Annotated in this window: 21 protein-coding genes; 10 read left to right on the top strand and 11 right to left on the bottom strand. The window is 71.3% G+C overall.

The annotated features are described in order from the left end of the window. Window positions 1-337: 337 nt before the first annotated feature. Complete coding sequence (locus ABGB14_RS05525; RefSeq protein ID WP_347642435.1) at window positions 338-481, bottom strand: hypothetical protein; 144 nt, start codon at window positions 479-481, stop codon at window positions 338-340. Here ABGB14_RS05525 and ABGB14_RS05520 point away from each other — a divergent pair. Then, window positions 464-721, top strand: coding sequence for a helix-turn-helix domain-containing protein (locus tag ABGB14_RS05520; protein ID WP_347642434.1), 258 nt, complete (start codon window positions 464-466; stop codon window positions 719-721). The two genes, ABGB14_RS05525 and ABGB14_RS05520, sit on opposite strands and share 18 nt — an antisense overlap. A 76-nt stretch (window positions 722-797) precedes the next feature. On the opposite strand, the gene ABGB14_RS05515 is transcribed toward ABGB14_RS05520, so the two are convergent. From ABGB14_RS05515 to ABGB14_RS05490, 6 genes are all read right to left on the bottom strand, one after another. After that, the gene (locus ABGB14_RS05515) at window positions 798-3,086 is read right to left on the bottom strand and encodes a phosphodiester glycosidase family protein (protein WP_347642433.1); all 2,289 of its coding nucleotides are present in this window, start codon (window positions 3,084-3,086) and stop codon (window positions 798-800) included. A gap of 10 nt (window positions 3,087-3,096) precedes the next feature. Next, window positions 3,097-3,903 carry a phosphatase gene (locus ABGB14_RS05510; protein WP_347642432.1) on the bottom strand — a complete coding sequence of 269 codons (807 nt, stop codon included), beginning with the start codon at window positions 3,901-3,903 and terminating at the stop codon, window positions 3,097-3,099. A 4-nt stretch (window positions 3,904-3,907) separates the two neighbouring features. Continuing rightward, entirely contained in the window at window positions 3,908-5,035 is a 1,128-nt protein-coding gene (locus ABGB14_RS05505; protein WP_347642431.1) for an ABC transporter ATP-binding protein, read from the bottom strand. 20 nt (window positions 5,036-5,055) lie between these two features. After that, window positions 5,056-6,762 carry an iron ABC transporter permease gene (locus tag ABGB14_RS05500; protein WP_347642430.1) on the bottom strand — a complete coding sequence of 569 codons (1,707 nt, stop codon included), beginning with the start codon at window positions 6,760-6,762 and terminating at the stop codon, window positions 5,056-5,058. A 4-nt stretch (window positions 6,763-6,766) separates the two neighbouring features. Further along, complete coding sequence (locus ABGB14_RS05495) at window positions 6,767-7,804, bottom strand: ABC transporter substrate-binding protein (protein WP_347642429.1); 1,038 nt, start codon at window positions 7,802-7,804, stop codon at window positions 6,767-6,769. Between the two features lie 131 nt (window positions 7,805-7,935). Continuing rightward, window positions 7,936-8,721 carry a GntR family transcriptional regulator gene (locus ABGB14_RS05490; protein ID WP_347642428.1) on the bottom strand — a complete coding sequence of 262 codons (786 nt, stop codon included), beginning with the start codon at window positions 8,719-8,721 and terminating at the stop codon, window positions 7,936-7,938. A gap of 302 nt (window positions 8,722-9,023) precedes the next feature. Here ABGB14_RS05490 and ABGB14_RS05485 point away from each other — a divergent pair, with 302 nt between their 5' ends. Further along, complete coding sequence (locus ABGB14_RS05485; protein WP_347642427.1) at window positions 9,024-10,196, top strand: SGNH/GDSL hydrolase family protein; 1,173 nt, start codon at window positions 9,024-9,026, stop codon at window positions 10,194-10,196. Between the two features lie 237 nt (window positions 10,197-10,433). Here the strand turns inward: ABGB14_RS05485 and ABGB14_RS05480 are convergent, their stop codons facing one another. Together ABGB14_RS05480 and ABGB14_RS05475 are read right to left on the bottom strand one after the other, a co-directional pair. After that, on the bottom strand, window positions 10,434-13,253 hold the full coding sequence (locus ABGB14_RS05480; RefSeq protein WP_347642426.1) for a glycoside hydrolase N-terminal domain-containing protein: 2,820 nt from the start codon (window positions 13,251-13,253) through the stop codon (window positions 10,434-10,436). Between the two features lie 136 nt (window positions 13,254-13,389). Continuing rightward, entirely contained in the window at window positions 13,390-15,141 is a 1,752-nt protein-coding gene (locus ABGB14_RS05475) for an RICIN domain-containing protein (protein WP_347642425.1), read from the bottom strand. A gap of 919 nt (window positions 15,142-16,060) precedes the next feature. Here ABGB14_RS05475 and ABGB14_RS05470 point away from each other — a divergent pair. After that, complete coding sequence (locus tag ABGB14_RS05470; protein ID WP_347642424.1) at window positions 16,061-16,213, top strand: cellulose binding domain-containing protein; 153 nt, start codon at window positions 16,061-16,063, stop codon at window positions 16,211-16,213. 34 nt (window positions 16,214-16,247) lie between these two features. Beyond that, entirely contained in the window at window positions 16,248-17,882 is a 1,635-nt protein-coding gene (locus ABGB14_RS05465) for a ricin-type beta-trefoil lectin domain protein (protein WP_347642423.1), read from the top strand. Window positions 17,883-18,474: 592 nt separating this feature from the next. Here ABGB14_RS05465 and ABGB14_RS05460 read toward each other — a convergent pair. Further along, window positions 18,475-18,864 carry a metalloregulator ArsR/SmtB family transcription factor gene (locus ABGB14_RS05460; RefSeq protein ID WP_347642422.1) on the bottom strand — a complete coding sequence of 130 codons (390 nt, stop codon included), beginning with the start codon at window positions 18,862-18,864 and terminating at the stop codon, window positions 18,475-18,477. Window positions 18,865-18,921: 57 nt separating this feature from the next. On the opposite strand from ABGB14_RS05460, the gene ABGB14_RS05455 reads away from it, so the two are divergent. The 6 genes from ABGB14_RS05455 (at window position 18,922) to ABGB14_RS05430 (ending at window position 24,486) form a co-directional block, all read left to right on the top strand. Next, window positions 18,922-20,001 carry an NAD(P)/FAD-dependent oxidoreductase gene (locus ABGB14_RS05455; protein ID WP_347642421.1) on the top strand — a complete coding sequence of 360 codons (1,080 nt, stop codon included), beginning with the start codon at window positions 18,922-18,924 and terminating at the stop codon, window positions 19,999-20,001. 93 nt (window positions 20,002-20,094) lie between these two features. After that, a complete protein-coding gene (locus tag ABGB14_RS05450; protein ID WP_347642420.1) occupies window positions 20,095-20,244 on the top strand; it encodes a hypothetical protein in 150 nt (49 codons plus the stop codon). A gap of 25 nt (window positions 20,245-20,269) precedes the next feature. Next, entirely contained in the window at window positions 20,270-21,676 is a 1,407-nt protein-coding gene (locus ABGB14_RS05445) for an FAD-dependent oxidoreductase (RefSeq protein WP_347642419.1), read from the top strand. A 100-nt stretch (window positions 21,677-21,776) separates the two neighbouring features. Continuing rightward, window positions 21,777-23,006, top strand: coding sequence for an MFS transporter (locus ABGB14_RS05440; protein ID WP_347642418.1), 1,230 nt, complete (start codon window positions 21,777-21,779; stop codon window positions 23,004-23,006). A 32-nt stretch (window positions 23,007-23,038) separates the two neighbouring features. After that, the gene (locus tag ABGB14_RS05435; RefSeq protein ID WP_347642417.1) at window positions 23,039-23,422 is read left to right on the top strand and encodes a metalloregulator ArsR/SmtB family transcription factor; all 384 of its coding nucleotides are present in this window, start codon (window positions 23,039-23,041) and stop codon (window positions 23,420-23,422) included. Continuing rightward, entirely contained in the window at window positions 23,419-24,486 is a 1,068-nt protein-coding gene (locus tag ABGB14_RS05430; RefSeq protein ID WP_347642416.1) for an ArsO family NAD(P)H-dependent flavin-containing monooxygenase, read from the top strand. The genes ABGB14_RS05435 and ABGB14_RS05430 overlap by 4 nt, the downstream gene beginning before the upstream one ends. 53 nt (window positions 24,487-24,539) lie before the next feature. Here ABGB14_RS05430 and ABGB14_RS05425 read toward each other — a convergent pair whose 3' ends face one another. Beyond that, window positions 24,540-26,006 (bottom strand): SulP family inorganic anion transporter, encoded by a 1,467-nt coding sequence (locus ABGB14_RS05425; protein ID WP_347643125.1) that lies wholly within the window; start codon window positions 26,004-26,006, stop codon window positions 24,540-24,542. Window positions 26,007-26,329: the final 323 nt, after the last annotated feature.

The following is a 26,329-nucleotide window of genomic DNA, read 5'->3' as shown; positions in this document are numbered from 1 at the left end:
CTCACGGGCCGGAAGGTCGCGTCGGCCGCTCCGGCCGAGATGGTCCTGGTACCTGGCGTGGTCGCGCGCGCTCGAGCGGGCACGACGAGACGTGGTGCTTGTCATGGTTCTCTCCTTGAGGGCATGCGCCATGGACCGGCGGCACTGCCGGTTCGCGCACGCTCACCGCGTGATCGTTGACGCCCGCCCGGAGAGAAATCCGTCTACCAAGCCCAAGTTAGCGTTAACACATCGCCGGGAAAAGGGCGTGCGAGAACCGATCCCGGCAGGAGCAATTCACTGGCACGCAGCACGAGGTCGAACGGTTGCCGGGCGCGACCTCCACGAGCCCCTGCGGTCATCCCTCGGCGGCGTCCGCCAGCGCCGTCCCGTACCGCTCGACCCCGAGGTAGGGGTTCAGCTGCGGGTGGCGGCTGCCGACGGCGACGTCCCGCCAGCGCTGCTCGATCTCGTTCTGGTGGAGGTGCTGCGCCAGTGGCACGAGGAGCACGACGCGCCCGGCTGGCCACGGGCCGACGACCCCGGGATCGCCGCCGCGCTGCGCGCCGCGATCCTCCTGCGCGAGTCCGACGCGCCCCTCGCAGCGATCGCGCGGCAGGTCGGATACTCCACGGAGTTCGCCTTCTCGGCCGCGTTCCGCCGCGAGTACGGGATGTCGCCCGGCGGTTTCCGCAGGACGCCGGTCATGCTCGCCGAGCGGGCCTCATCCGGCGGCCGCTGACCCACCCGGTTCATCGCACCGCGCCCGGGCGTCCCGTGCGGGATCGACGACGCCCGGGTCCGGGTGGGGCGCGGGGTCAGCTCGCGACCACGGCGGTCAGTTCGTCCAGGACCAGGGTGCCGACGTAGCCGGCGTCCGGATCGAGCTCGTTGAAGAAGATCCGGCGCAGGCTCACCGGATAGGTCACGGTGTCCGGCACCTCATAGGTGATCTGCTGCCAGCCCGGTTCGGTGATGAACGCGGGCTCGATCGTGTGCAGGGTGCCGTCGCGGTCGACGACCTCGAGGCGCGTCCGGTGGACGTGTCCTTCCGCGTTCACCCAGATCTTGAACGCCGTCGGCTCGCCGGCCACCGGAAGGAGGTTGGCGGCCGGCCAGATGCCGACGCCGCGCGTCTCGGTGCTCTGGGTGAAGTCGTAGTCCAGCTTCAGCCCGTCGCCGACGTGGCCGTCCGGGGTGGACGAGACGGTTCCGGTCGCGCGCAGGCTCCAGAAGCGCCAGTTCGACGTGTCCTCGAAGGTGTCCACCACGTCCTGGGACGTCCCGATGCCCACGATGAGCTCGGTCGTCACGCCGCCGGCGGACACCGAGACGACGTGCTCGCCGGCGTCGGCACGGGCGGTGACGGTGAACGCTCCGGTGCCGTCCGCGGTCACCTTCAGCGCGGCGTCGTCGTAGGCAAGGGTGACGTCGGCGGGGTCGATGGGGGCCGCGTACCCGGTGGAGTCCGAGCCGTTGACCTCGAAGGTCCCCTTGGCGCCCTTTTCGAGGAGGTTGAGCCGGCCGGAGCCGGTGTCCAGGCGGGCCAGCTCACCCAGCACGGTCAGCTCGATGTCCCCGGTGGCCCTGCCCCGCTTGGCCGTCACGGTCGTGCTGCCCGGCGACAGCGCGCGGAAGACACCATCGCGGTCCACCCGGCCGATCCGGTTGTCCGCGACCCGCCACTGTGGCCTGGCCTTGCCGGGCAGATCGGCGGGACCGTACGTCTCGTCGAACGCGTCCGCCCTCAGCCGGCGGGTCAGCCCGGGGAAGACCCGCTCGGTACGCCATGACGCGGCCGGATCCGGACCCGGGAACCGGTCTCGTTCCGTCGCCGTGCTCACCCAGAAGCCCGTGGCCCTGCCGCTGCCCTCGGGAAGGAACATGGCCAGCCCGGTGGGCACCGGGCGGGTGCCCGCGGCGTCGGACGGCCGGTTGACGAGTTCGGCGTCCTCCTGGCCGGGGTCGCGCGCGACGAGCGTCGTCGAGCCCCCGCCGTCGAGGTTCAGCGCGCTGTGCGCGCCCAGGTCGACCATCATCCGCGCCAGCTCGTTCAGCCCGATGCCGCGGGAGAACTGGGGCTGGCGGCCGTCCACCGCGACCAGCCACATCCTGGTCCCGTCCGCGGAGAAGCCGACGGCGGTGCGCGGCTCCGGCGTGTTGTTCTCCGCCGGGAGCTCGAGCGGCTCGCCGTCAGCGACGAGGAGCTGACGGCCGCTCATGGCCGCCTTGACCTTCATGTCGCCCGGAGCGCGTACGTCGTAGTCGACGGAGACCGGGTCGCCGACCCGCAACGAGGACAGCGCGTCCGCCCCGGCCTCCCGCCCCACCAGCACGAACGCGCCCTCGGCGATCGCGCCCTCGCGGGGGACGTCCACCACCTCGGCCACGACGCCGCCGCGCACCACCACCTCGATGGTCCGCTCGACGCCCTTGACCGGATGGCAGCGGCAGTACGTGCCCCACACCGGGGTGAACATGCCGATCTGGCCGTCGAGCAGTTCCGCCTTGTTCAGCGCGTCCAGGGGGACGGTCCGGCCACCGGGCAGCTCGACGGTCCCCTCGAAGACGATCTCGCCGATGGCGCCCACCTGGTCCTCGGAGAACATCACCGCGGTCCGGTCGGTCTGCGTCGCCTTCGTGTTGGGCAGGGGCGACTGCAGGAGCTCGCCGTCCTGGATGGCCACACCCCACGGCGCGCCGGATGCGGAGATGTCGAAGTAGTCCGCGTTCACCGCGGCGACGGCGCCCGCTTCCCGCGCCATGTCGAGGAGCGGACGTCTCGCCGCGACCCGGCCGGGAAAGAGCCGGCCGATCTGTACGCCGGACGTCAGGTCCACGGACATCTGGTACGTCTGCAGCCAGCCCGGCTCCCCGGTGGCGCCGTCGGGACCGTGCAGTTCGACCGTGCTCAGCTCGACCCCCGGAGCGACCGGCCGGGTCTCGCGGTAGGTCTCGGTGCGGCCGGTGGCCCGCGGCGCGTCGAGCGTGGCCGCGACGGCGGGCGCCTCCGTCCGCGCGTACGCCGGGCCCGTCAGCACAAGGGCGAGAGCCGCCGATAACAGGGCGGAGGGAACTTTCCATCGCATCGAACCGCGACGAGACATACTCATCTCCTTATCCAGCGATGCCGGCTGCGCGCCGGAGCATGAACTCGGTCACCGGGGCGAACTCGGCGGGCGTGAAGTTGTCCTCGATGGGGAGCACGGGGTCGTGCCGTCCCCGGGCCCGGGCCAGGAACAGGGCGATGTCGTTGGCGTCGGCTATCGACAGCGTGTTCAGGCCGGCGGCGATCGCCGCGCCGGCCATGCCGTGGTCGGCGATGACGAGATCGATCCGTACGCCGTCATCGGCCGCCGCGGCGATCATGGCCTCCATGTACTCGGGCCGGTGGGTGTGCAGGATCGCCTCGTCGTGGAAGGCGCACCCGACCCCGCCGAAGAACCGGATCCCCGACTCACCGGCGGAGTGGGCGCCGACGGCGAGGCCGAGACGGTGGTCGTCGAGGACGCGTACGATCCGGTTGCCCGCGTTCCGCAGGGCGCGCGCCAGCTCGGCGTAGTGCTCCAGCAGCCCGGTCGGGTGCCCGGTCGCCAGCAGCACCGCGGCGCCGCCGTCACGCAGGAAGGGAGCCAGGGCGTCGGCATGGGCCCGGATGCCGGCCAGCGTGTTCTCCGGCGCGATGTACCCCAGGTCGGGATCGCCGTGCGTGATGCGGTCGCCGATGCCGGCGTCGACGGCGGTCACGACCTCGTCGACGGTCGCCGTACGCCAGTCCTGCAGCCCGAAGGTGTTGTCCGGATCTCCTCCGAGCATCTTGAGCGCGTACGCCAGCGACTGCCGGCGGGTGGTCCGGATGTCGCCGGACAGGCTCCGCTCGACGAGCAGCTCGCGCAGGTCCGCCTCTCCGTGTGCGGTGCGCATGCCGTCAGCTCGCCGCGGTCGCGACGGCGCTCCCGGGCCGGGCGGCGGCAGCCGGTGGGCGCCACGCCCCCTCGGTCCTGGCGAACGCCCGCGCCGCGCCGTTCCCGACGGCCAGCCGGACGGCCGCTCCGGGAGACCAGTCGCTCTGAGCCGAATGCACGATCACGACCGAGCCGTCGACGTCGACGTACGTGCGGACGACCGGGCCGAGGAACTGCACGTCGCGGACGACGCCGCGCAGCGCCCGCCCGTCGGTGGCGTCCTCCTCGGTGAGGGACACGTCCTCAGGGCGTACCGACACGTCGACGAGCGAGCCGGGAGCGACGGAGGACGACGCGCCCGCGGGCGTCGCCGGGAGCGCCGCGCCGGCGACGTCGACCTCCCATGACCCGGCCGACTCGCCGGCGAACTCCCCCACCAGCCAGTTCGTGATGCCGACGAAGTCGGCGACGTACCCGCTGGACGGGGCCAGGTAGATCTCGTGGGCGCTGCCGAGCTGTTCGAGCGAGCCGTCCCTCATGACGGCGATCCGGTCTCCGAGGGCCAGCGCCTCCTCCTGGTCGTGGGTGACGTAGACGATCGTCGTCCCGGTGTCGCGCTGGATCTCGCGCAGCTGGGTGCGTAGCTGGATGCGGGTCTTCGCGTCGAGGTTGGACAGCGGCTCGTCCATGAGGAGCACCGACGGCCGGATCGCCAGCGACCGGGCGACGGCGACGCGCTGTTGCTGCCCGCCGGAGAGCTCGTTCGGCCGCCGGCCGCCGAGGCCCGTGAGGCCGACGAGTTCGAGCGCCTCCTCGGTGCGGCGGGCCCGCTCGTCCCTGGCGAGCTTCTGGGCCTTCAACCCGAACTCGATGTTCTCCGCGACGGTGAGGTGCGGAAAGATCGCGTAGTCCTGGAACACCATGGACGTCGGCCGGGCGTCCGGGCCGAAGCCGGACACGTCGACGCCGTCGATGAGCACGGTCCCGCTGTCGGGCCGGACGAAGCCGGCGATCATCCGCAGCGTGGTGCTCTTGCCGCACCCGCTGGAGCCGAGGAGGCAGAGGAACTCGCCGCGGCCGACGACGACGTCGAGGTCACGGACGGCCGGCACCCCGTCGAACGACTTGCACAACGACTTCAGTTCGATCATGGAATCTCCATCAGCAGGTGTCACAGGTCGTAGAGCCGCAGCCGGGAGCCGAGGGCGAGCTTGGCGACGGCGAGCCCGGCGAAGCTGACCACCATCAGGCCGGCCGCGACGCCGGTCGCGGCGCCCCACTGGCCGAACTCGGCGAGGTTGACGATGGTGGGGGCGCCCAGGCCGATCCCCGGCGACGTCAGGAAGATCACGGCACTCAGCGTGTTGATCGCGTGGAGGAACCCGAACACGAGCGACGTGGTGAACGCGCCGCCCAGCAGGGGGAACATGATCTGGACGATGACCCGGGCCCGCGAGGCGCCGAGATCGGTGGCGGCCTCGTCGATCGACGGGCTGATCTGGTTGATCGTGGTCACGGCGGTCCGGTAGCCGACCGGGATGGCGCGGACCACCATGACCAGCACCAGGATCAGCGCGGTGCCGGTCAGAGCGAGCGGGGCCTCGTTGAACGTGAGCAGCCACGAGATGCCGATCATCGTCCCGGGGATCGCCGACGGCAGCACCGCGAGCCCGTCCATCACGCCACGGCCGACGACCTTCGTGCGGTGCACGACGTAGGCGGCGACCAGGGTGCTGATCGTCGTGATGATCGCCGCCGTGGCGGAGAACAGCGCGGAGTTGCGGATGTCGTCCCCGCGCAGGAGAGCCGTCTGCCAGTGGTCCAGCGTGAGGCTCCAGTCCGCGCCCCACGCCCGGGTGAACGAGCCGACCAGGATGCTCCCGTAGATGAGGATCATCAGGACGCTGACCATGCCGAGGACGGCGAGGAGCCCGCGCCGCACCGTCGCGGGGAGCGGCGCGGGAGGCAGGCTCCCGGTCTTCCCCGACACGGTCACCGCGGAGCGCCGCGCGAGGACGCGGCGCTGGATCAGGAAGAGGACCAGCGTCGGCACGAACAGCAGCACGCACAGCACCGCCGCCATCCCGAAGTCCTGCCTGCCCACGGCCTGCACGTAGGCCTCGACCGAGAGAACCTGGTACCCGGCGCCGATGAGGACGGGGTTGCCGAAGTCGGTGATGACGAACATGCCGACGAGGAGCAGCGCGTTCAGGATCGTGGGGAACGCCAGCGGCAGCGTGACCCGGCGGAAGGTCTGGAACCACGTCCAGCCGAGATCCCGGCTGGCCCACTCCAGGGTGGAGCCGATGTTCTTCAGCGTCGGCAGCAGGGTCAGCGTGGCCATGGGGAAGAAGGCGAGCGTCTGGACGAGCCAGAGACCGCCGAGTCCCAGGAGGCTGACGTCCAGCCCCAGCAGCTCGTGCGTGACCAGCCGCTGATCCCGCCGCCCGAACAGCAGCAGCACCGCGAGACCGACGACGAACGGCGGCGAGATCAGCGGGAGGAGGGCCATCACCCGCAGCACGGCCCTGCCCCTGATGTCGGGCCGGCTGAGGGCGTAGGCAAACAGGAAGCCGACCACGGTGGCGCTCAGCGTCGAGGCCACGCCGATGACGACGGTGTTCTTCGCGGCCTGGGCCACGCGCGGCTCGGCGAGCCCGCTCCATGCCTCGCCGTCGGGCTCGAACAGCATGGCCACCGTCGGCACCAGGACGAGGAGGACGAGCAGGCCGCCGACGTAGACCGCGAGGGTGCCGACCGTGATCCGGTCGGCCAGGAGCCGCCTGCGGCTGCGCCGCTGCCAGTCCGGGCGGGTCCCGGGGGCCGGCTCCTGCTCGGTCCGCTGTTCCTGGACGGCGCGTCGGGTCGTCGAGGGCACGGCGTCAGACCCCGTACCGCTTGGCGAACTCCTTCGACACCGCGTCGCGCATCTCGCCGGCGCGCACCGGGTCGTAGTCCACGAGGTCGAGCTCGGCGAGCCCCTGCGCGCCGTCGGGGAGGTCGACGTCGTTCCGCACGGGGTACGAGTGGACCAGGTCGACGATCATCTGGGACGCCTTCCTGCCCTGGAGCCACTGGATGAACTTCTCGGCTCCCTGGGGATTCGGCGACCCCTGGACGAGCGCGTTGCCGGAGATGACGACGCCGGTGGGCTTGGGGTAGACGAGTTCGATGGGGAACCCGGCCCCGCGCACGTTGAGCAGGTCGTGGGCGAAGGACACGCCGGCCGCGTACTCGCCGGTGGCGACCAGCTGGGACGGCGCTCCCCCGCTGTCGGTGTACTGGCCGACCAGCTCGTGGAACGAGTCGAGGAACTTCCACGCGGCCGCGTCGTCGCCGTGCCGGAAGAACTGCGTCGCCACGAACGTGTACCCGGTCCCGGACAGCGTCGGGTTCGGCATGACGAGCTGGCCCTTCAGGTCGGGGCGGAGCAGCTCGTCCCACGTCTTGGGGAGCGGGGCCCCGCCGGTCTCCTCCTTCCACCGCTCGGCGTTGACGCCGACGGTCATCAGGATGAGCTCGTTGGCGTGCCAGTAGCCGGCCGGGTCGACGAACCGCTTGTCGACGCCCTCGACGGTGGACTTGTGGGGCCGGATCAGCTTCTCCTTGGCGAGCGGGCCGGCGTCCCCGCTGGCCAGGCCGATCACGTCGGCCGCCGGGCGGCCGGCCTCGGCCTTCAGCCTCGCCAGGAGCTCGCCGGCGCTCTGCCGCAGCACCTCGACCTCGATCCCCGACTCGGCCTCGTACGCCTCGGCCAGCCGTCGAGCGGGTTCCTCGGGCATCGGCGTGTACCACGTCACCGGGCCGCCGGACGCGGACGCGGCGTCATCGTCGCCGCCGGATCCGCAGGCCGCCGACCCGAACATGAGGAGTGCGAGAGAGAACGCGCCTGCGGCGACGCGTAACAGGGGTGTGCGCATGAGTGACCGCCTTCGGATCGATAGGCCCGCGAAGAGAGGGGCGCAAGGTCACGCTGCACGAAATGGTGATATCTGAGGCTCTAGGTGTCAATACCTCTTGTACACCAATTGCAGTCGCCGGAGGGCCGCCGTCAGCCCAGGGACGTCGCGGTGTGCGTCACCCCGCGGGGGTGCCCGAGGTCCTCTTCCGGCGTGGCCGTCAGGTCCAGCTCCGATGTGATCATGTACCGGTCGCCTCTGAACAACGTCCGGGTGAACTCGACGGGAACGCCGTCCGACGTGCGGGTCGCGGTCCGGAACAGGAACGCGGGAGAGTAGGGCGGCGCGTCGAGCATCGCGGACTCCTCCGGGCTGAGCACCGTCGGCTCGATGGTCTGGGTCCCCGAGGCCACCTTCAGCCCGTACCGATCGGCGAGCAGCCGGTAGAGGGACTTCTCCTCCAGCTCTCCGGCGGGCAGGCCGGGGACCAGGGCGTCCGGCAGCGTCGTGGTGGCGATCGCGATCGGATCGCCGTCGGCCAGCCGCAGCCGCCGTACGGTCACGATCGCGTCGGAGGGCGCGATCTGGAGCCGCCAGCTCAGCCGGACGCCCGCGTCCGAGCGCTCCACCCCGACGACGCGGGTCGACGGCGTGATCCCCCGCTGACGCAGGCTCATCGAGAACGACGACGCCGCCGGCGACTGCGTGATCGTGGGCCGCGCGACGTAGGTCCCGCTGCCCTGCCTGCGGATGAGATGACCGTCCCTGACCAGGTCGTCGACGGCTCGCCGCACCGTGAGCCTGGAGACCCCGCAGTCCTCTTCCAGCACCCGCTCCGGCGGGATCGGATCGCCCACGTTGAGGTCCTCGAGCAGGCTCATGATCCGCTCCCGGACCATGTTGTGCTTGCGCCCGCGACGAGCGTCTGCGTCGCTCACGTCCACCCCCTCCAGCCCTTCACGGCGGCACCCTCGCTTATCCCGCATTTTACGCCACGGCCATGAATTGGTATTGACGACTTGTATACCAGCTCATAAAGTCACCGAGGAATCATGACCTCCCGGTGAACCATGGCGGAGCGCCGACGCACCGCCACTCCTCCGTCCCACGGCTGGCCGCGACCGTCAGGCCGGGTCCGATCATCGTCGCATCAGGGCCGACGCATGACCACCCTGCCTCGACCAGCGCCTTCCCCGTCCGGCCCGAGCCCTGAGAAACATCGATCGACAAGGGAGCACCGATGGGAAACCACATGGTCAATCGCCGTCACCTCCTCGGACTCGCCGGCGCCGGCGGAGCCGCCCTCGCGATACCCGGCCTGTTACCCACGCCGGCCCACGCCGCCCCGCAACCGCCCGCGGCGTGGCCCACGGAGTTCGTCGAGGTGACGCCCACCGTCGAGGGCGACGTCGCCTGGTACGACGTGTCCCACTGGGGCGTCGAGGGCAAGGGCTGGTCCGACACGGCAGCCTTCTACGACCGGCTGCCGGCCAGGGCCGAAGGCCTCGTGACCCCTGAGGTCTGGGTGCGGAGCAGGAACTCCTCCGGGCTCTCGACCCGGTTCGTGACCAACTCGACGATCTTCCGAGCCCGCTACCGGCTCAACCTGGCCACCACCGCGATGTACCACATGCCGGCCATCGGCCACAGCGGCGTGGACCTGTACGCGCGCACCGGAGCCGGGCAGGACGCCTGGCTGGCCAACACGCACCCGACGGCGCAGACCGTCGACCAGCAGATGGGCCTCGCGGTCGACCCCGGAGAGCGCCTTTACACCGCCTACCTCCCGCTGTACAACAGCCCGCAGCAGCTCCAGATCGGCGTCGAGGCCGGCGCCTCGTTCGCCGGGGTCGCCCCGCGCACCGCCAGGCCCGCGGTCTTCTACGGCAGCTCGATCATGCAGGGCGGGGTGGCGTCCCGGCCCGGCATGTCCATCACGGCGCTCCTGGGCCGCCGCTTCGACATGCCCACCATCAACCTGGGATTCTCCGGCAACGCGAGGATGGAACCCGAGATCGCCGAGCTGATGACCGAGCTCGAGGCGTCGGTCTACGCCGTCGACAGCTCCCCCAACATGAACCCGCAGCAGATCTCCGAACGCGCCGAACCCTTCGTCCGCATCCTGCGCGAGGCGCGCCCGGACACCCCCATCCTCCTCGTCGAGGACCGCCGGTACGGGGACGGTCAGTTCGTCCAGTTCCGCCGGGATCGCAACGCCCAGAACGCGGCCGCCCTCCACGCGGCGTACATGAACCTGCGCGCCTCCGGCGTCAAGCACCTCTGGTACCTCAAGGCCGACAAACTCCCGCAGGCGGAGGAAATGGTCGACGGATCGCATCCGAGCGACCTGGGCATGGTCACGTACGCCAAGGCGTACGAGAAGGTCCTGCGCCCGATCCTCCACGACAGGTGAGACGGACCGCGCCGATGACCCCGGTGAACTTCGGGTTGTGCCGGTAGCCGGCCTGGAGAACGCTCCCCGGCCGAACTCCGCACCGGCTTCGATCCACGCCCCTGGTTCGCCGACCGCCCCGCGTCGCACGCCCGCCGGACCTGATGGCGAGGCGACGCTCTCCCAGCCCGGCACCGGCTCCCGCGACGCCCCGCGCTCCGCCACGTCCACGGCTTCGCCGCCTGGCTTGCCGGGCCCTCACGTGCCCGTGACGGTCCACTGGTTGTTGGTGCTGCTGTTGGGCGTCCACATCGCCACGGTGGAGCCGACGGTGCTGTTGCCCATCCCGTCCAGAGCGGTCCCCGTGCCCCGGTTGATGATCTGACAGCGCCCGCTGCTCACCGCGTTGAGCCGCCACTGCTGGTTGTTGCCGCCGTTCCAGGCCGCCTGCCGCGCGCTCGCGCCGTTGGCGGTGTCGCCCCAGCTGTCGATGACCATGCCGTTGGTGCGGTTGACGATGCGGTACCAGCCGCCGCCCAGGTCCAGGAGCTGCCACTGCAGGTTGGGGCTGCCGTCATAATTCCACTGTTTGAGCACCGAGCCGGAGGCGACGTTGCCTCCGCTGTCCAGGACGAGGCCGGTGGAGACGTTGGCGAGGCGGACGTAGGCGGCGGGCGGGGCGGACGCCGTCACGCGGTAGGCGCGGCCGGCCTGGCCGGTCAGGGCGACGACGTCGGGCTCGGGTCTGGTGACGGTGACGGCGCCGCCGGTCGTGGTGTCGGTCACCTGGATGGTTCCGGCGAACGAGCGGCTGCGGACGTTGATCGTCGCGTCGCGGTCGAACGTGACGAGGGTCTCGGTGGCCACGCCGGAACTCCAGGTCACGTCCACCGTGTAGCCGCCGCGTCCCCGCAGGCCTCGCACCGTGCCGGTCGGCCAGGCCGCCGGCAGGGCCGGCAGCACGTGCAGCTCGCCGGCGTGGCTCTGCAGCAGCATCTCGGCGATGCCGGACGTGGCGCCGAAGTTGCCGTCGATCTGGAACGGGGGATGCAGGTCGAACAGGTTCGGCGCGAGCCGGTCCGTCCGCACCAGGAGGCGGAGCAGCGCGTGCGCCCGGCTGCCCTCCTCCAGCCGCGCCCAGTAGTTGATCTTCCAGGCGAGCGACCAGCCGGTGCCGTCGTCGCCGCGCAGTTCGAGGGTGCGCCGGGCGGCGGTGTGCAGGGCCGGGGTGCCGCGTCTGGTGATCTGGTTGCTGGGGTGCAGGCCGTAGAGGTGGGAGACGTGCCGGTGGCTGGTCTCGGGCTCGATCCAGTCGTGGAGCCACTCCTGGACGTTGCCGCGCGAGCCGATCTTCATCGGCGGGAGCCGGTCCCGGGCGGTCAGGACCCGTGTCCGGAAGTCGGCATCGGTGCCCAGAGCCTGGGAGGCCCGGGCGCAGCCGTCGAACAGGTCACGCAGGATCTGGTTGTCCATCGTGGGGCCGGCGCAGACGCTGACGCCCGAGTGGTGGGCCAGCTCCGGGGAGTTCGACGGGTTCGTGACCAGGTAGCGCAGGCTCGGCTCCTCCACGAGGGTGTCGAGGAAGAACTGCGCGGCGCCCTTCATGGCCGGGTAGTGCCGCCGGAGGAAGTCGAGGTCGCCGGTGAAGGTGTAGTGGTCCCAGACGAGGGTCGCCAGCCACGCGCCGCCGGTCTGCCACATGCCCCAGAACGCGCCGTCCACGACCGATGTCCCCCGCCAGGCGTCGGTGTTGTGGTGGGTGACCCAGCCGCCGGCGTCGTACTGCACCCGGGCCGTGCGGGCGCCGCTGGCGGCGAGGTCGTTGATCATCTCGAACACCGGCTCGTAGCATTCCGCCAGGTTCGTGGTGTCGGCCGGCCAGTAGTTCATGGGCAGGTTGGCGTTGATGGTGTATTTGGAGTCCCACGCCGGCGTCAGCGAGTCGTTCCAGATGCCCTGCAGGTTGGCCGGCTGGGTGCCGGGCCGTGAGGAGGAGATCAGCAGGTAGCGGCCGTACTGGAACAGCAGCGCGGAGAACTGCGGGTCGTCGGTGTTCGCGTGCTGCGCGATGCGCACGTCGGTCGGCTGGTCGGCGGCCGCGGTGCGGCCGAGGTCGAGCGTCGTGCGCCCGAACAGCCGCTGGTGGTCGGCGACGTGCCGGTCGCGCAGGTCGTCGTACGCGCTGCCGGCCGCGGCGTCGAGATGGCGCCGGGCGATGCCCCGGTGGTCGCCGCCGACGTCGTCGTAGCTCACGTAACTGGAGCCGATGGAGATCAGCAGGGTCACGCTGTCGGCGTCGGACACCTGGAGCGTGCCGCCGGAGCTGGTGACGGTGCCGCCCTCGGCGACGGCCCTGGCCAGTGCCAGGAAGCGGACGGAGCCGGTCACTCCCTCGAAGTCGCCCGAGACGCCGTCGAGCGCGACCGTCGCCGCGTCGGGGCTGGAGCGGGTCGTCCGCTGAGGGCTGCCGAACGTCGCGGAGAACGTGATCGAGCCCGGCCGGTCGGCGGTCAGGCGGACGGCGATCACCTGGTCCGGCGCGCTCGCCAGCGCCTCGCGCCGGTGGCGCACGCCGTTCCGCAGATAGGACACGGACGTGATGGCCGTGGTGAGGTCCAGGTGCCGGGTGTACTCCGAGACGCCGGCGGTGCCGCCGAAGGCGAGCCGCAGGTCGCCGACGGTCTGGTAGGCCAGCTGGCCCGCGGGCCTGCCGAGCATGTTCTCGTCGATCAGGGTCTGGGCCTGGTTCCACTGGTTCTGGAAGACCAGTTGCCGGATCTGCCCCAGCGCCGCCGCCCCCCGGGGGTTGCTCTGGTCGTAGGGACCGCCGGCCCAGACGGTGTCCTCGTTGAGCTGCAGGCGCTCGGTGCCGGCGTTGCCGAAGACCATGGCGCCCAGGCGGCCGTTGCCGATCGGCAGCGCCCTCAGCCAGTCCGTGCCTGCCTCCTCGTCGTACCAGAGCGCCAGGTCGTTCGCGGCGCGCACCTCCGCGGGGGGCGCCGAGGCGGCTCGGGCGGCGGCCGTCCAGGACAGCGGCAACATCGCGGCTCCGGCGCCGGCCGCGCCGAATCTCAGCACTTGTCTTCGCGATAGATCAGACATCTCGCTTCTCGTTCCATGAGGGGTTGCGCTCGGCTCAGTCCTTCGGCACCAGCCCGCCGGACACTCCTGGAGGTCGGGTGGTCCGTGTGCCGTCACGGGTGGCGGGAGGGCGTCAGCCGACCCGCACGAGTTGCCATTGCTGGTTGGCGCCGTTCCAGTCGTCGTACTGGACGATGCTGGCGCCGTCGGCGGTGGAGGCGTTCTGGACCTCCAGGGCCTTGCCGCTGTGCCTGCTGATGAGGCGGAGGTAGCCGCCGCTGTCCGCGGTCCGCCACTGCTGGTTGGCGCCGTTGTGGTCGGCCCACTGGACGATGGCGCCGCCGTTGGCGGTGGAGAAGTCGTAGACGTCCAGGACCTTGCCGGAGTGGCGGGACTTGACGCGGTAGTAGCCGCCGCCGGAGTCGACGAACTGCCACTGCTGCTGGTTGCCGTTGTTGCGCGACCACTGGGTGATGCGCCCGCCGTCGGCGGTGGACAGGTTGTACACATCCAGGGCCTTGCCGCTGTTGCGGTTGACCAGCGCGTACCAGGCGCTGGTGTCGATGCCGCCGGGGGTCTGGGTCACGCCGGTCACGAAGGTCGTCACGCTGCGGGCGGGCAGCGTGGCGGTGAAGGAGCCGTTCGACACGCCGGTCGCGCCCTGGGAGGCGAGGTTCCTGCTCCCGTCGGTCAGCCAGGACGAGACGCTGGACGCGGTGCTGTTCGCCAGGCTGAACTGCTGGCTCGTCGCGGAGGTGCCCTTGTTGACGGCGACGATGACGACCGTGGAGTCACCGCCCGCGTACGCCGAGACGTAGACGTTCGACGCCGGGTTCGCCGTCGCCTCGATCCGCGCGTACCCCGGCCGGACGAACCTGGCGAAGTGCGCCATGCAGGCGCCGCGCTTGCTGATCTGGCCGTCCTCCCGCAGGGGCCCGTAGCTACGCCGGATGTACCACCAGATGTACGCCTGGAACTCGGCGTCCACCATGGCGTGGTGGATGTGCTCCCCCACGTCGAGCGCCTGCGGCCACAGGTCCGCCGAATCGGAGCTGTTGGGGTGGTAGACCTCGGTCATCCAGAGCTCCTTGCCCGCGCCCCTCTGCTGGAAGAGGGGGTAGGGGAAGTTCGCGTACGGCGTGCCGTAGAGGTGGGCCCCGATGATGTCCACGTTGGCGAGCGCCGCGGAGTCGTTGAGGATCGGATCGGAGATGTTCTTCAGGTACTGGAAGGACTCGGGCGCGATGACCCTGGTGCTGATCGAGCCGGCGTTCTCGCGTAAGAACCGCACCATTTCGGTGGGGGTCCACCACGTCCAGTCGTGCGCGTAGTCGGGCTCGTTCTGCACGGATATGCCGTACAGGTTCACGCCGTTGTTCCGCATGTGGGCGGCGAAGTCGTTCAGGTGCTGGGCATAGGCGCCGTACATGTCGTGCCTGAGGCGTCTGGCGTCGGTCTGGCTGCCGCGGACGAAGGTCTCGACCATGGAGGCGGGGGGATTCCAGGGCGACGCGATGACCGTCGCCCCTAGCTCGACCGCGCGCCTGGCCGTCGCCAGGTCACGGCTCCAGTCCGCCTGGTTCTCGGGGACGGGGATCCTGAGCACGCTGAACCCCAGCCGGCCGTCGCCTGTGCCGAACGCCGTCTCGCGCTGGGCGGCCGTCAGGTCGCCGATCCACGCCGCGTGAGCCATGCCGCCGAAGCCCCGGATCGTCTGCCGCCGCGCCGTCGGATCGATGACCGCCGTGGCCGCCGCGGCCGGCGCGGCGGTCGCGGCCGAGGTCAAGGCCGTGAGGACCGGCAGGGCCCCCATCGTGGCCAGCACGCTTCTCCGGCTCGGCCACATCCGCTCCCTGCTCGCGGGCTCTTTCCGGACATGCGTCATGTCTCCTCCTCTGGCTTGTCGGCGCTGATCCGCGCCCCCTTGGCGCCCGTCGGTTCGGGTGATCGCGGGCGACACCGGTCTCGGGAGCGCTCCCATCCGGAATGGCCCGCGCCGGTTCCCAGACGGGGGATGCTGTCGAACGATGTCTCGGCCGGGCCCGCAGAACGCGAACAACAGGTCCGGCACCGGGCGTCGCGGACGAGCGACTGTCTCCCTGGCACCGTTGTTCGCGCCAACGCTTTCTGCAGGGAAGGTAAAGGCCCCTGACGCGGCTCGTCAACCGTTCGCCCGACAGAAACTTAATGAAGATCATCCACCCTTTCTGTCCCGCGCGCTGTTGAACGCCGCCGCGCCACTCCTGACGTCGCGATAGGACGCGCACCGACGGATTCGCCGAAGCCGCCGCGCCGGCGACGGCACCACGCTGCGGTATCGGCCCGGCGGAAGAGCCGCTGACCTTTTGCTCGGCGACCGCGGTGACACGCCTGCCGGACCGCCGGGCAGGGCCGGTGCCCCGGCGTGGGCGGCAGCAACTTAACTCCAGATCCGCCACAAGCTATAGGGCGCCGACGGGTGAAACTTTCACCTGCACGGTCGGTGCGACGCGTTCTCCGTGGAGACGAAACTCCTGGCGAGAGGCATTCCGGCGGCAGCGTCTGGGATCGGCAGGGGTTCACCCTCGTTGACGACCAGCCGGCCGGTCGGATGTACTCCGCGGCAACACGTCACCGGAAGATGCCCATGCGTCCCTGCAGGACAAGATGTTAGCGTTAACATTTCCCCTTGCGCCCCCTGATCCGTTGAAAGGGATTCCGTGCCCCTGAGCGCAGAGCCCGCCCGAGCCCGCCGAGGGCACCCTGACCTCCCGGAACCTGCACGGCGACCATCCGCGTCACCAGCACCTGGCAGGGCGGGTTCCATGACGGTCCGCAACGAGTCGTGGAACGGCTCGCTCGCGGCCGGCACGAGCACCACCTTCGGCTTCACCGCCACCGGCAGCGCGGCGACTCCCCGCACTCACCTGCGCCTGACCGGCGGGCTCAGGGGACGGATCCACAGCCCCGTCCCCTGAGCCGGCATTTCCGACCCGTTGAGGAGAGACATCGATGAGCAGGAAACGACTCGCCTTCAGCGTCACCGTGCTGCTGGCCCTGACGACGGGCGCCGCGGCGGCCGGCTCGGCTCTTCCGGCACAGGCGCTGGACAACGGCGTGGGCCGCACCCCGCCGATGGGCTGGAACACCTGGAACACCTTCGGCTGCAACATCAACGAAACGCTGATCAAACAGACGGCCGACGCGCTCGTCAGCTCCGGCATGCGCGACCTGGGATACGAGTACGTCGTGGTCGACGACTGCTGGTTCGACCCCAACCGCGATTCGGCCGGGAACCTCCAGGCCAACCTGTCGCGGTTCCCCAGCGGCATGAAAGCGCTCGGCGACCACCTGCACGCCAGAGGCCTGAAGTTCGGCCTCTACCAGGCGCCGCTGGACAAGACCTGCGCCCAGTACTTCGGCGCCTACCCGGGCGCGACCGGCAGCCTCGGGCACGAGGTCCAGGACGCCCGGCAGTTCGCCGCCTGGGGCGTCGACTACCTCAAGTACGACTGGTGCTCCCCCACCGGCACCATCGACGACCAGGTGCGCACCTTCGCCAAGATGCGCGACGCGCTGGCCGCCACCGGCCGGCCGATCCTCTACAGCATCAATTCCAACAGCATCCACGACAAGACCGGCCCACAGCGGAACTGGGGCGACGTCGCCAACATCTGGCGCACGACCGAGGACATCACCAACGCCTGGAACACCGGTCAGACCAACGGCTACCCGATGGGCATCCAGAACATCGTCAACGTCAACGTCCCCCTCGCGGGCAACGCCCGGCCCGGGCAGTTCAACGACCCCGACATGATGGTCGTCGGCCGGGGCGGCATGAACGACACCGAGATGCGCAGCCACTTCGCCCTCTGGGCCGTCATGGCCGCCCCGCTGATCGCCGGGAACGACGTCCGGAACATGGACGACGCGACCGCGACGATCATGAAGAACCAGAATCTGATCGCCATCAACCAGGACCCGCTCGGCCTCCAGGCCACCCAGGTCACCAACGACGGAACCCGCCGCATCCTGGCCAAGCGGCTGAGCGACGGCGACGTCGCGGTCGCCCTGTTCAACCAGGGCGGCAGCACCACCACGATCAGCACCACCGCCTCCGCCATCGGCCTGACCGGCGGCCCGTTCACACTCCGCGACGCCTGGACGAACGCCGTCACCACGACAACAGGGAGCATCTCGGCGAGCGTCCCCGCGCACGGCACCATCGTGTACCGGGTCAGCGGCGGCACCGCCACCCCGCCCGCCACCCGCGTCCAGGGGGTCGGCTCCGGCAGGTGCCTCGACGTCAACGGCGCCTCCCAGGCCAACGGCACCCAGGTGGTGATCTGGGACTGCCACCAGCAGAGCAACCAGCAGTGGACCTCCACCACCGCCGGCGAGCTGCGCGTCTACGGCAACAAGTGCCTGGACGTCAACAACGCCGCCACCGCCGACGGCACCAGCGTCATCATCTGGGACTGCAACGGCCAGAGCAACCAGCAATGGCGCTTCAACACCGACGGAAGCATCACCGCCGTCGGGGCGGGCAAATGCCTGGACGTGGCGGGCAACGCCACGGCCAACGGCACCAGGCTGCAGATCTGGACCTGCACCGGCGCGTCCAACCAGCGATGGACCCGCACGTAGGGACTGCCGCTCGGCGACACCGACAGTGCGTTCACCGTCACGCTGTCGCCTCCCTCGGACGGCGGATCCCATCCGTGGCAGGCCATGGAGCCGGTCCTGACCGGCCGCGAAGGCACACCGGCACACCGATGTCCGGACGCACCCGGCCCGTCGGACGTTCCCGCCGTGACCACCGCGACCGCGAACGATCCGGTGGGAGCGGGCCGCCACACCAGCAGCCGGGCCGCGGGTTCGTAGGCTCCTCCCGGCACGACCGCCTGCCTGGAAGATCAACTACTGGGCCAGGCTGGAGGAGGGCGGGCGAGCTCACGACATGGTCCGCGCCCTCGTCACGCCGGCCCGGCTCGCGCCCGACAGGTTCGACCCGCACCCCCCGTTCCAGATCGACGGCAACTTCGGCGCGACGTCCGGCATCGCCGAGATGCTGCTGCACAGCCACACCGGTGAAGTGCACCTGCTGCCGGCCCTGCCGGAGACCTGGCCGAACGGCAGGGTGCCGGGCCTTCGCGGCCGTGGCGGCCACACCGTCGGGGCGGCGTGGAGCGAGGGGCAGGCCGACGAGTTCTGGCGACCGTCCCCCGGCCGGGCCTGGTCAGCAGCAGTAGCGCAGGTATTCCTGCAGGTCGGCGAGCGCTTGGACGACGCGCTGTTTGTCCGCGCGATAGAGCACGACCTTGCCGTGCTTGCGGGAGGTCAGGATGCCGCCGCGTTTGAGCTCGGCGAGTTGCTCGGAGGCGCGGGGCTGGCCGATGTGAGCCAGCTCGGCGACTTGGTTGACCGACAGTTCGGCGCCGCGGGCGAACAGCAGCATGATGCGCTGGCGGGCCGGGTTGGCCAGGGCCTTGAGGAAGGCGTGCACGGCCGGGCTGATCTCGGCGGTCGCCTCCGGCTGCGGGGCGGCCGGGCAGCACTGAGCGCTGTCCGGCGCGGCTTCGGCGCCGGGCGCCGTCTGCTGGGCCATCACCACCTCCTGCCGAGTCATTCCACCACCATATCCATGCTTTGACATATCTGAAAACAGAGATATATAGTCCCGGTCATGCACAGATCCCCTGACCCGGTCGCCATCGTGGGCGGCGGCCAGTCCGGCCTGGCCGCCGCCCACGCCGTCCGCGACGCCGGCCTCACCCCGCTCGTCCTGGAGGCCGGCGACCGGCCGGCCGGCTCCTGGCCCGGCTACTACAACAGCCTCACCCTGTTCTCGCCCGCCCGCTTCAGCGCCATGCCCGGCCTGGACTTCCCCGGCGATCCCGACCGCTACCCCCGCCGCGACGAGGTCGCCGACCACCTGCAGAGATATGCCGCCGGCCTGGACGTGGAGATCCGCACCGGCACGCGGGTGCAGGCGGTGGAGCGAGACGGCCGGGCGTTCGTCGTGCGCACCGCCGACGGCCAGGAGGTGAGGGCCGGCGGCGTGGTGGCCGCCAGCGGCTCCTTCTCCCGGCCCGTTCGTCCCGCCTGGCCGGGCCAGGACGGCTTCACCGGCCAGGTGCTGCACGTGGCCGACTACCGCGACCCGAGAGACCTGGCCGGGCTGCGCGTCGTGGTGGTGGGCGGCGGCAACTCCGCCGTCCAGGTGGCCTACGAGCTGGGCGAGGTCGCGCGGGTGAGCATCGCCTCGCGCCGGCCGCTGGCCTTCCTGCCCCAGCGGCGCGACGGCCACGACGTGCACCACTGGCTGACCAGCAGCGGATTCGACGACCTGCCGCCCGAATGGCTGATCCACAGCGTGCGGCAGACGCTGGTGATGGACACCGGCGACTACCGCGCCGCGCTCGAGTCCGGCCGGCTGGAGCGGCGGGAGATGTTCACGGGCTTCGACGGCGACGCCGTCGTCTGGCAGGGCGGCGAGCGCGAACCGGTGGACGTCGTCCTGCTGGCCACCGGCTATCTGCCGAGCCTGGACTACCTGCGCCCGCTCGGCGCCCTCACCCCCGAAGGCCTGCCCGTGCACCAGGGCGGCGTCTCCACAGTGCTGCCCGGGCTGGTCTATCTGGGGCTGGAGTTCCAGCGCTCGTTCGCCTCCAACACGCTGCGCGGCGTCAGCCGGGACGCCGCCTACGTCGTCGGCCCGCTGGCCGCTCACGTGCGGGACGCCCCCGCGCAGGCCGGCCTCTGACCATCTGCTTCGACGCTCGGCTAATTTGACAATCCTCTAATCAACGGAGCATGATGGCCACTGGTTAGATGAACTTCTATTCAGGAGGTGGCGATGCGCGCTCTGTTCACCCTCCCGCGCCGGAGCGCCTCGCCCACCTCGGACGTCATCTTCGACGCCAGGGCCGCTCAGGCGTGCGACACCACCCGCCGCGCCGGTGCCGCCGGCGAGCGCGCCCTTACCTACAGCCTGTCGTACCGTTAACCCGCCGCCTGCATGGAGAGCAGTCATGAGCAACAGTTGCTGTGGCACCACCGCCATCGAGATCGAGCAGTTCACCACCCCGCAGCAGACCGGCGCGCTGCCGGTCGTCGTGATCGGCGCCGGTCCGGTCGGCCTGGCCGCCGCCGCCCATCTGGCCGAGCGCGGCATCGACTTCCTGATCCTGGAGGCGGGCGACCAGGTCGCCGCCTCGGTCGCGCAGTGGGGACACGTGCGCGTGTTCAGCCCGTGGAAGTACAACATCGACGCCGCCGCCCGCCGCCTGCTGGAGGACGGCGGCTGGACCGCTCCGGACGGCGAGTGGCTCCCCACCGGCGCCGAGCTCATCGATGACTACCTCGCCCCCTTGGCCGAGCTGTTCGGCGACAGGGTGCGCCTCGGCGTGAAGGTCACCGCGATCAGCCGCCTCGGTTACGACCGCGTGCGCACGGCAGGTCGCGAGGAGGTGCCGTTCCTGATCCGCATGGAGAGCGGCGAAGAGCTGCGGGCGCGGGCGATCGTCGACGCGTCCGGCACCTACACCCGTCCGAACGTGCTCGGGGCGAGCGGCCTGCCCGCGCATGGCGAGGGTGCGGTGTTCGTCGACCACGCCCTGCCCGACGTGCTCGGCGCGGACCGTGACCGCTACGAGGGCAGGCACACGCTGGTGGTCGGGGCTGGGCACTCGGCCGCCACCACCCTGCTGGCCCTGGCCGAGCTGCCGGACACGCGGATCACCTGGGCGATCCGCGGCGGCAGCGCGAGCCGCACGTATGGCGGCGGCGACGCCGACGCGCTCCCGGCCCGCGGGGCACTGGGCACGCGGCTTCGTGCTCACGTCGAATCCGGCCGCATCACCCTGCTGACCGGTTTCTTCACCCATCGCGTGAACGCCACGGCGGAAGGCGTCGAGGTGGTCAGCCGCGACCCGTCCGGGCACGAGCAGAGCGTGACGGCGGACCGCATCATCAGCGCGACCGGCTACCGCCCCGACCACTCCATCGCCTCCGAACTGCGTCTCGACCTCGACCCGGTCCTCGGCTCCACCCGGCAGTTGGCACCGCTGATCGACCCCAACCAGCACTCCTGCGGCACCGTCCCGCCGCACGGCGCGGACGCGCTCGCGCACCCGGAGCCCGGCTACTACGCGGTCGGCGTCAAGAGCTACGGCCGCGCCCCCACGTTCCTCATGGCCACCGGGTACGAGCAGGTCCGCTCCGTGGTCGCCGCCCTGGCCGGCGACTGGGAGGCCGCCCGCGACGTCCAGCTCGACCTGCCGGAGACCGGCGTGTGCTCCTCCAACCTCGCCGAAGCCCAGGAGCAGCGCGTCGGCCTGGCCACCGGCATCAGCGGCGGGCTGCTGTCCGCCCCGCTCCCGCTCGCCACGGTGGGCGCCACCGCCCCGGCGGAGTCCGGCGGCGGCTGCTGCGGCTGAAGGGAACGCTGAGCATGTCCGACGGACACCCCACCGGCAACGGCGTGTGGGCGGCGACCGCCGGCGGGCGGGGGTCCATGTCCTGCTCCAGCGAGCGCGCGTGAGCGCCACAGCCGGCAGCGCCGTCCCCGCCGTCGGGGGCGGCGCTCCGTCGCGCGGCAGGTCGGTGGTGGCCGCGCTGGCCGTCACCCAGACCATCGGCTACGGCGTGCTCTACTACGCCTTCTCCGTCTTCCTCGCCCCGATGGCCCGCGACCTGCGCGCCACCAGCGCCCAGGTCGCCGCCGCCCTCACCCTGTCCGTCCTGATCGCGGCCCTGTGCGCGCCGCTGGTGGGCCGGTGGCTGGACGCCCGGGGCGGGCGCGCCCTGATGACCGCCGGGTCGTTGCTGGGCACCGGAGCGGTGCTGGCCTGGTCCAGGGTCGAGAGCCTGCCGCAGCTGTACGCGGTGTTCGCCGCCATCGGCGTCGCCTGCTCCATGGTGTTGTACGAGGCCGCCTTCGCCGTCATCGTCTCGATCTTCGCCGGCGACGAGCGCGGCCGGGCGAACGGGCTGCTGGCGCTGACCGTCGTCGCCGGGTTCGCCTCCTCGATCTTCCTGCCGCTCACCGGCCTGCTCGTCGACCGCCATGGCTGGCGTACCGCGCTGGTCCTCCTCGCCCTGATCTACGGCGTGGCGGCGATCCCGCTGCACGCGTTCGTCGTGCGCCGTCGCACCGTGACCGGCAGGGCGGAGGCGTCCGCCGCGGCCGAGGAGCGGGCGGGGATCGTCGGAGAGGCCACCCGTGGCAGGCCGTTCTGGCTGCTGGTGATCGCCTTCACCGCCAGCGGCGGCGCAGTCGCCGTCATGGCCGTGCTGCTCATCACCTATCTCATCCACCTCGGGCACTCGCCCGTCCTGGCCGCCACCCTGGCCGGGCTGCTGGGCGTGCTGTCGGTGACCGGCCGGGTGATCATCACCGGCCTGCGGACCCGCCTGCCCGCCGCCCTCATCGCCGCCGTGATCTTCGCCCTGCAGGGGGTCGCCGCGGTGCTCCTGCCGCTGATCGGGCACACCGTGACGGGCGCGATCGGTGCGGTGCTGCTGTTCGGGCTCGGCTTCGGCATCGCCTCCGTCACCCTGCCGCACCTGCTGGTCGAACGCTACGGCACCGCCGCCTACGCCTCCCTGGCCGGCCGGATCGCCGTCTTCTCCGTCTCGGACAAGGCCCTGGCTCCCCTCGGCGCGGTCGCGCTCGCCCAGGCCGCCGGGTACGGGTGGGTGATGGGCGCGGTGTCCGCGGCGTGCGCGATGGCGGCGTTCGCGCTGCTCGCCTACCACCGCCTATGATTTAGACCGGCATCGAATTAAGGAGTAGCGTCATGGCCGCCCCCGTAACCATCCAGTGCTGCGCGCCCATCGCCCGCGAGCCGCTCTCCGAGAACGACGCCGCCGAGCTGGCCGCGCTGCTCAAGGCGGTCGCCGATCCGGTGCGGCTGCGCCTGCTGTCGATGATCGGCTCGCACGCCGGCGGCGAGGCATGCGTCTGCGACCTGACCGACGCCTTCGACCTGACCGCCCCCACGATCTCCCACCACCTCAAGGTCCTGCGCACCGCCGGGCTGATCGACGGCGAACGCCGCGGCACCTGGGTCTACTACCGCATCATCCCTGAGGTGGTGAACAAGCTTGGAGCGCTGTTCGCCCCGCTCGCCGCGACGGCTTCGGCCTGCGGTTCGGTGGACGTGGAACCCCTCACCGTATGACTGCGGCACCGCGGCCGGCCGATGTCGTGATCATAGGGGCCGGGCAGGCGGGGCTGGCTGCCGGCTACCACCTGCGGCGAGCAGGCGCCGACTTCGTCATCCTGGACGCCCAGCAGGTCCCCGGCGGCGCCTGGCAGCACGCCTGGCCGTCACTGCGGCTTTTCTCGCCCGCGCAGTACAGCTCTCTGCCCGGCCGCATGATGCCGATCCCGGCCGGCGGAGGCTATCCGGACGCCGCCCATGTCGTCGCCTACCTCACCGACTACGAGCAGCGCTACCGGCTGCCGATCATCCGCCCCGCCACGGTGCGGACCGTGCGACGCGCCGGCGCGCGGCTCGCCGTCGAGAGCTCTGCCGGCACCTGGCACGCCCGCATCGTCGTCAGCGCCACGGGCACCTGGTGGCGCCCCTTCGTGCCGCACTACCCCGGCATGCGCGACTTCCGCGGAGAGCAGGTGCACACGGCCGGCTACCGCGGCCCCGAGCCTTTCCACGGCCGCAGGGTACTGGTCGTCGGCGGCGGCAACTCCGCCGCGCAGATCCTCGCCGAGCTCTCCCAGGTCGCCCGGACCACCTGGGCGACGCTGCGCCCGCCCCGGCTGCTGCCCGACGAGGTCGACGGCCGCGCCCTGTTCGACCTGGCCACCCGCCGCCACCGGGCCACCTTGGCCGGGCAGCACCCCGTAGGCGCCGGCGGCATCGCAGACCTGGGCGACATCGTCGCCGTCGCGCCTGTTCGGGAAGCCCGCGACCGCGGTGCGCTCAAGGCCGAGCCGATGTTCTCGGGCATCACCACCACCGGGGTGGCGTGGGCCGACGGCAGCACCGCGGCCTTCGACGCGATCCTGTGGTGCACGGGCTTTCGGCCCGCCCTCGCCCACCTGGCCCCGCTGCGGCTGCGCGGCCCCAGCGGCCTGATCGGCACCGACGGCACCCGAGCCCTGGCCGAACCGCGCCTGCACCTGCTCGGCTACGGCGACTGGACCGGTCCCGCCTCGGCCACCCTCATCGGCGCCGGCCGCACCGCCCGGCGGCTGGCCGGCGAGATCACCGCCCAGTTGTAGGGCACGACGGCGGCTCCGTGGCAGGACGGGCCGGTGCGGGAGCGGTGTGGGCGTCAGTGGCTGCCGGACAGTTCGCCGGACAAGGTGGCGTGCATCTTGGCGCTGGCCTGGTTCAGCCCGATGATCCGCACGGTCTTGCCGCGGGCGGCGTACCTGGACTCGACGGCGTCCAGGGCGGCCACGGAGGAGGCATCCCAGATGTGGGCGTCGGTCAGGTCGATGACCACGTCGTCGGGGTCTTCCGCGTAGTCGAACTGGGAGACCAGGTCGTTGCTGGAGGCGAAGAACAGCTCACCGGTGACGGCGTAGACGACCTGGCCGCCGTCCGGGTCGATGACGGCGGAGACCTGGGCCAGGTGGGCGACGCGGCGGGCGAAGATGATCAGGCCTGTCAGGGAGCCGACGACCACGCCGATGGCCAGGTTGTGCGTGGCGACCACGACGGCGACCGTGATCACCATGACGGTGATCTCGCCGGCGGGCAGCCGCCTGAGCGTGGCGGGGGCGACGGAGTGCCAGTCGAACGTGCCGAACGAGACCAGGATCATGACGGCGACCAGGGCGGCCATCGGGATCTGCGACACCCAGGGGCCGAAGACGATGCACAGCACCATGAGCATGACGCCGGCGGTGAAGGTGGACAGCCGGGTGCGGGCGCCGTTCTTCACGTTGATCATGGTCTGGCCGATCATGGCGCAGCCGCCCATGCCGCCGAAGAAGCCGGTGACGATGTTGGCGATGCCCTGGCCGATGGACTCGCGGGTCTTGGAGGAGCGGGTGTCGGTGATGTCGTCGACCAGTTTGGCGGTCATCAGCGACTCCATCAGCCCGACCAGGGCGAAGGCCAGCGCGTACGGGGCGAGGAGGGTCAGGGTGTCCAGGGTGAAGGGCACGTCGGGCAGGCCGGGCACGGGCAGCGCGGACGGCAGCGCACCGCGGTCGCCCACGGTCGGCACGGCCAGCGCGGCACCGACGGTGATGGCGGTCAGCGCGGCGATGGACACCAGCGGAGCCGGGACCGCCCTGGTCAGCCGGGGGAAGAACACCATCAGCGCCAGCCCGGCGGCCACCAGCGGATACACCGTCCACGGCACGTCGACCAGTTCGGGCACCTGCGCCATGAAGATCAGGATGGCCAGGGCGTTGACGAAGCCGACCATGACGCTGCGCGGCACGAACCGCATCAGCCTGGCCACGCCGAGCGCGCCGAGCGCGACCTGGACGAGGCCGCCGAGGATGACGGTGGCGATCAGGTGGCCGAGGCCGTATTCGCGCGCCAGCGGCGCGACGACCAGCGCGATCGCGCCGGTGGCGGCCGAGATCATGGCGGGGCGGCCGCCGGCGACGGCGATGACGACCGCCATGGTGAAGGAGGCGAACAGGCCGACGCTGGGGTCCACCCCGGCGATGATGGAGAACGAGATCGCCTCGGGGATGAGGGCGAGCGCGACGACCAGGCCGGACAGGATCTCGGTACGGGCCACCGAGGGTGTCAGCCAGGCCGGGCGGCCGGGCCGCAGGCGCCCGGCCGGGGAAGCAGACGGGCGGGCGGGCACAGGGGAACTGGGCAACAGACGTCCTTCAACATGGATCGGCCCCGCACGGGCCGGCGGGCGACACGCCACCAGGCACGGTGGCAGCGGGTGAGGGAGCGGCCGGGCAGAGGGCCGCCCGCCGTCGATTCGGGCAACTCGCGGTGCGTGCCCCGAATCAGAGGCGGGCGGCAGGCCGGGGGATGCGGGCGGTGCTATCGCAGGCGGGTCACGGCGGGAAGCAGGCGGTGGCGATCAAGGACATGCGCGCGTCGATGTTCCTTACCGTGTGAGGAAGGGGCGCTCGGATG

This window comes from Nonomuraea sp. B10E15, assembly GCF_039871615.1.
GTDB lineage: Bacteria > Actinomycetota > Actinomycetes > Streptosporangiales > Streptosporangiaceae > Nonomuraea.
The sequence above is the reverse complement of the archived record's forward strand: the minus strand, read 5'-3'. Positions and strand labels throughout refer to the sequence as shown.

Bases quoted from the DNA above. Each gene is read 5' to 3' on its own strand.
- ABGB14_RS05485 (WP_347642427.1), top strand. From the start codon at position 9,024: ATGGGAAACCACATGGTCAATCGCCGTCACCTCCTCGGACTCGCCGGC.
- ABGB14_RS05510 (WP_347642432.1), bottom strand. From the start codon at position 3,903: ATGCGCACCGCACACGGAGAGGCGGACCTGCGCGAGCTGCTCGTCGAG.
- ABGB14_RS05430 (WP_347642416.1), top strand. From the start codon at position 23,419: ATGACTGCGGCACCGCGGCCGGCCGATGTCGTGATCATAGGGGCCGGG.
- ABGB14_RS05455 (WP_347642421.1), top strand. From the start codon at position 18,922: ATGCACAGATCCCCTGACCCGGTCGCCATCGTGGGCGGCGGCCAGTCC.
- ABGB14_RS05460 (WP_347642422.1), bottom strand. From the start codon at position 18,864: ATGACTCGGCAGGAGGTGGTGATGGCCCAGCAGACGGCGCCCGGCGCC.
- ABGB14_RS05445 (WP_347642419.1), top strand. From the start codon at position 20,270: ATGAGCAACAGTTGCTGTGGCACCACCGCCATCGAGATCGAGCAGTTC.
- ABGB14_RS05465 (WP_347642423.1), top strand. From the start codon at position 16,248: ATGAGCAGGAAACGACTCGCCTTCAGCGTCACCGTGCTGCTGGCCCTG.
- ABGB14_RS05435 (WP_347642417.1), top strand. From the start codon at position 23,039: ATGGCCGCCCCCGTAACCATCCAGTGCTGCGCGCCCATCGCCCGCGAG.
- ABGB14_RS05475 (WP_347642425.1), bottom strand. From the start codon at position 15,141: ATGACGCATGTCCGGAAAGAGCCCGCGAGCAGGGAGCGGATGTGGCCG.
- ABGB14_RS05495 (WP_347642429.1), bottom strand. From the start codon at position 7,804: ATGCGCACACCCCTGTTACGCGTCGCCGCAGGCGCGTTCTCTCTCGCA.
- ABGB14_RS05450 (WP_347642420.1), top strand. From the start codon at position 20,095: ATGCGCGCTCTGTTCACCCTCCCGCGCCGGAGCGCCTCGCCCACCTCG.
- ABGB14_RS05515 (WP_347642433.1), bottom strand. From the start codon at position 3,086: ATGTCTCGTCGCGGTTCGATGCGATGGAAAGTTCCCTCCGCCCTGTTA.
- ABGB14_RS05505 (WP_347642431.1), bottom strand. From the start codon at position 5,035: ATGATCGAACTGAAGTCGTTGTGCAAGTCGTTCGACGGGGTGCCGGCC.
- ABGB14_RS05470 (WP_347642424.1), top strand. From the start codon at position 16,061: ATGACGGTCCGCAACGAGTCGTGGAACGGCTCGCTCGCGGCCGGCACG.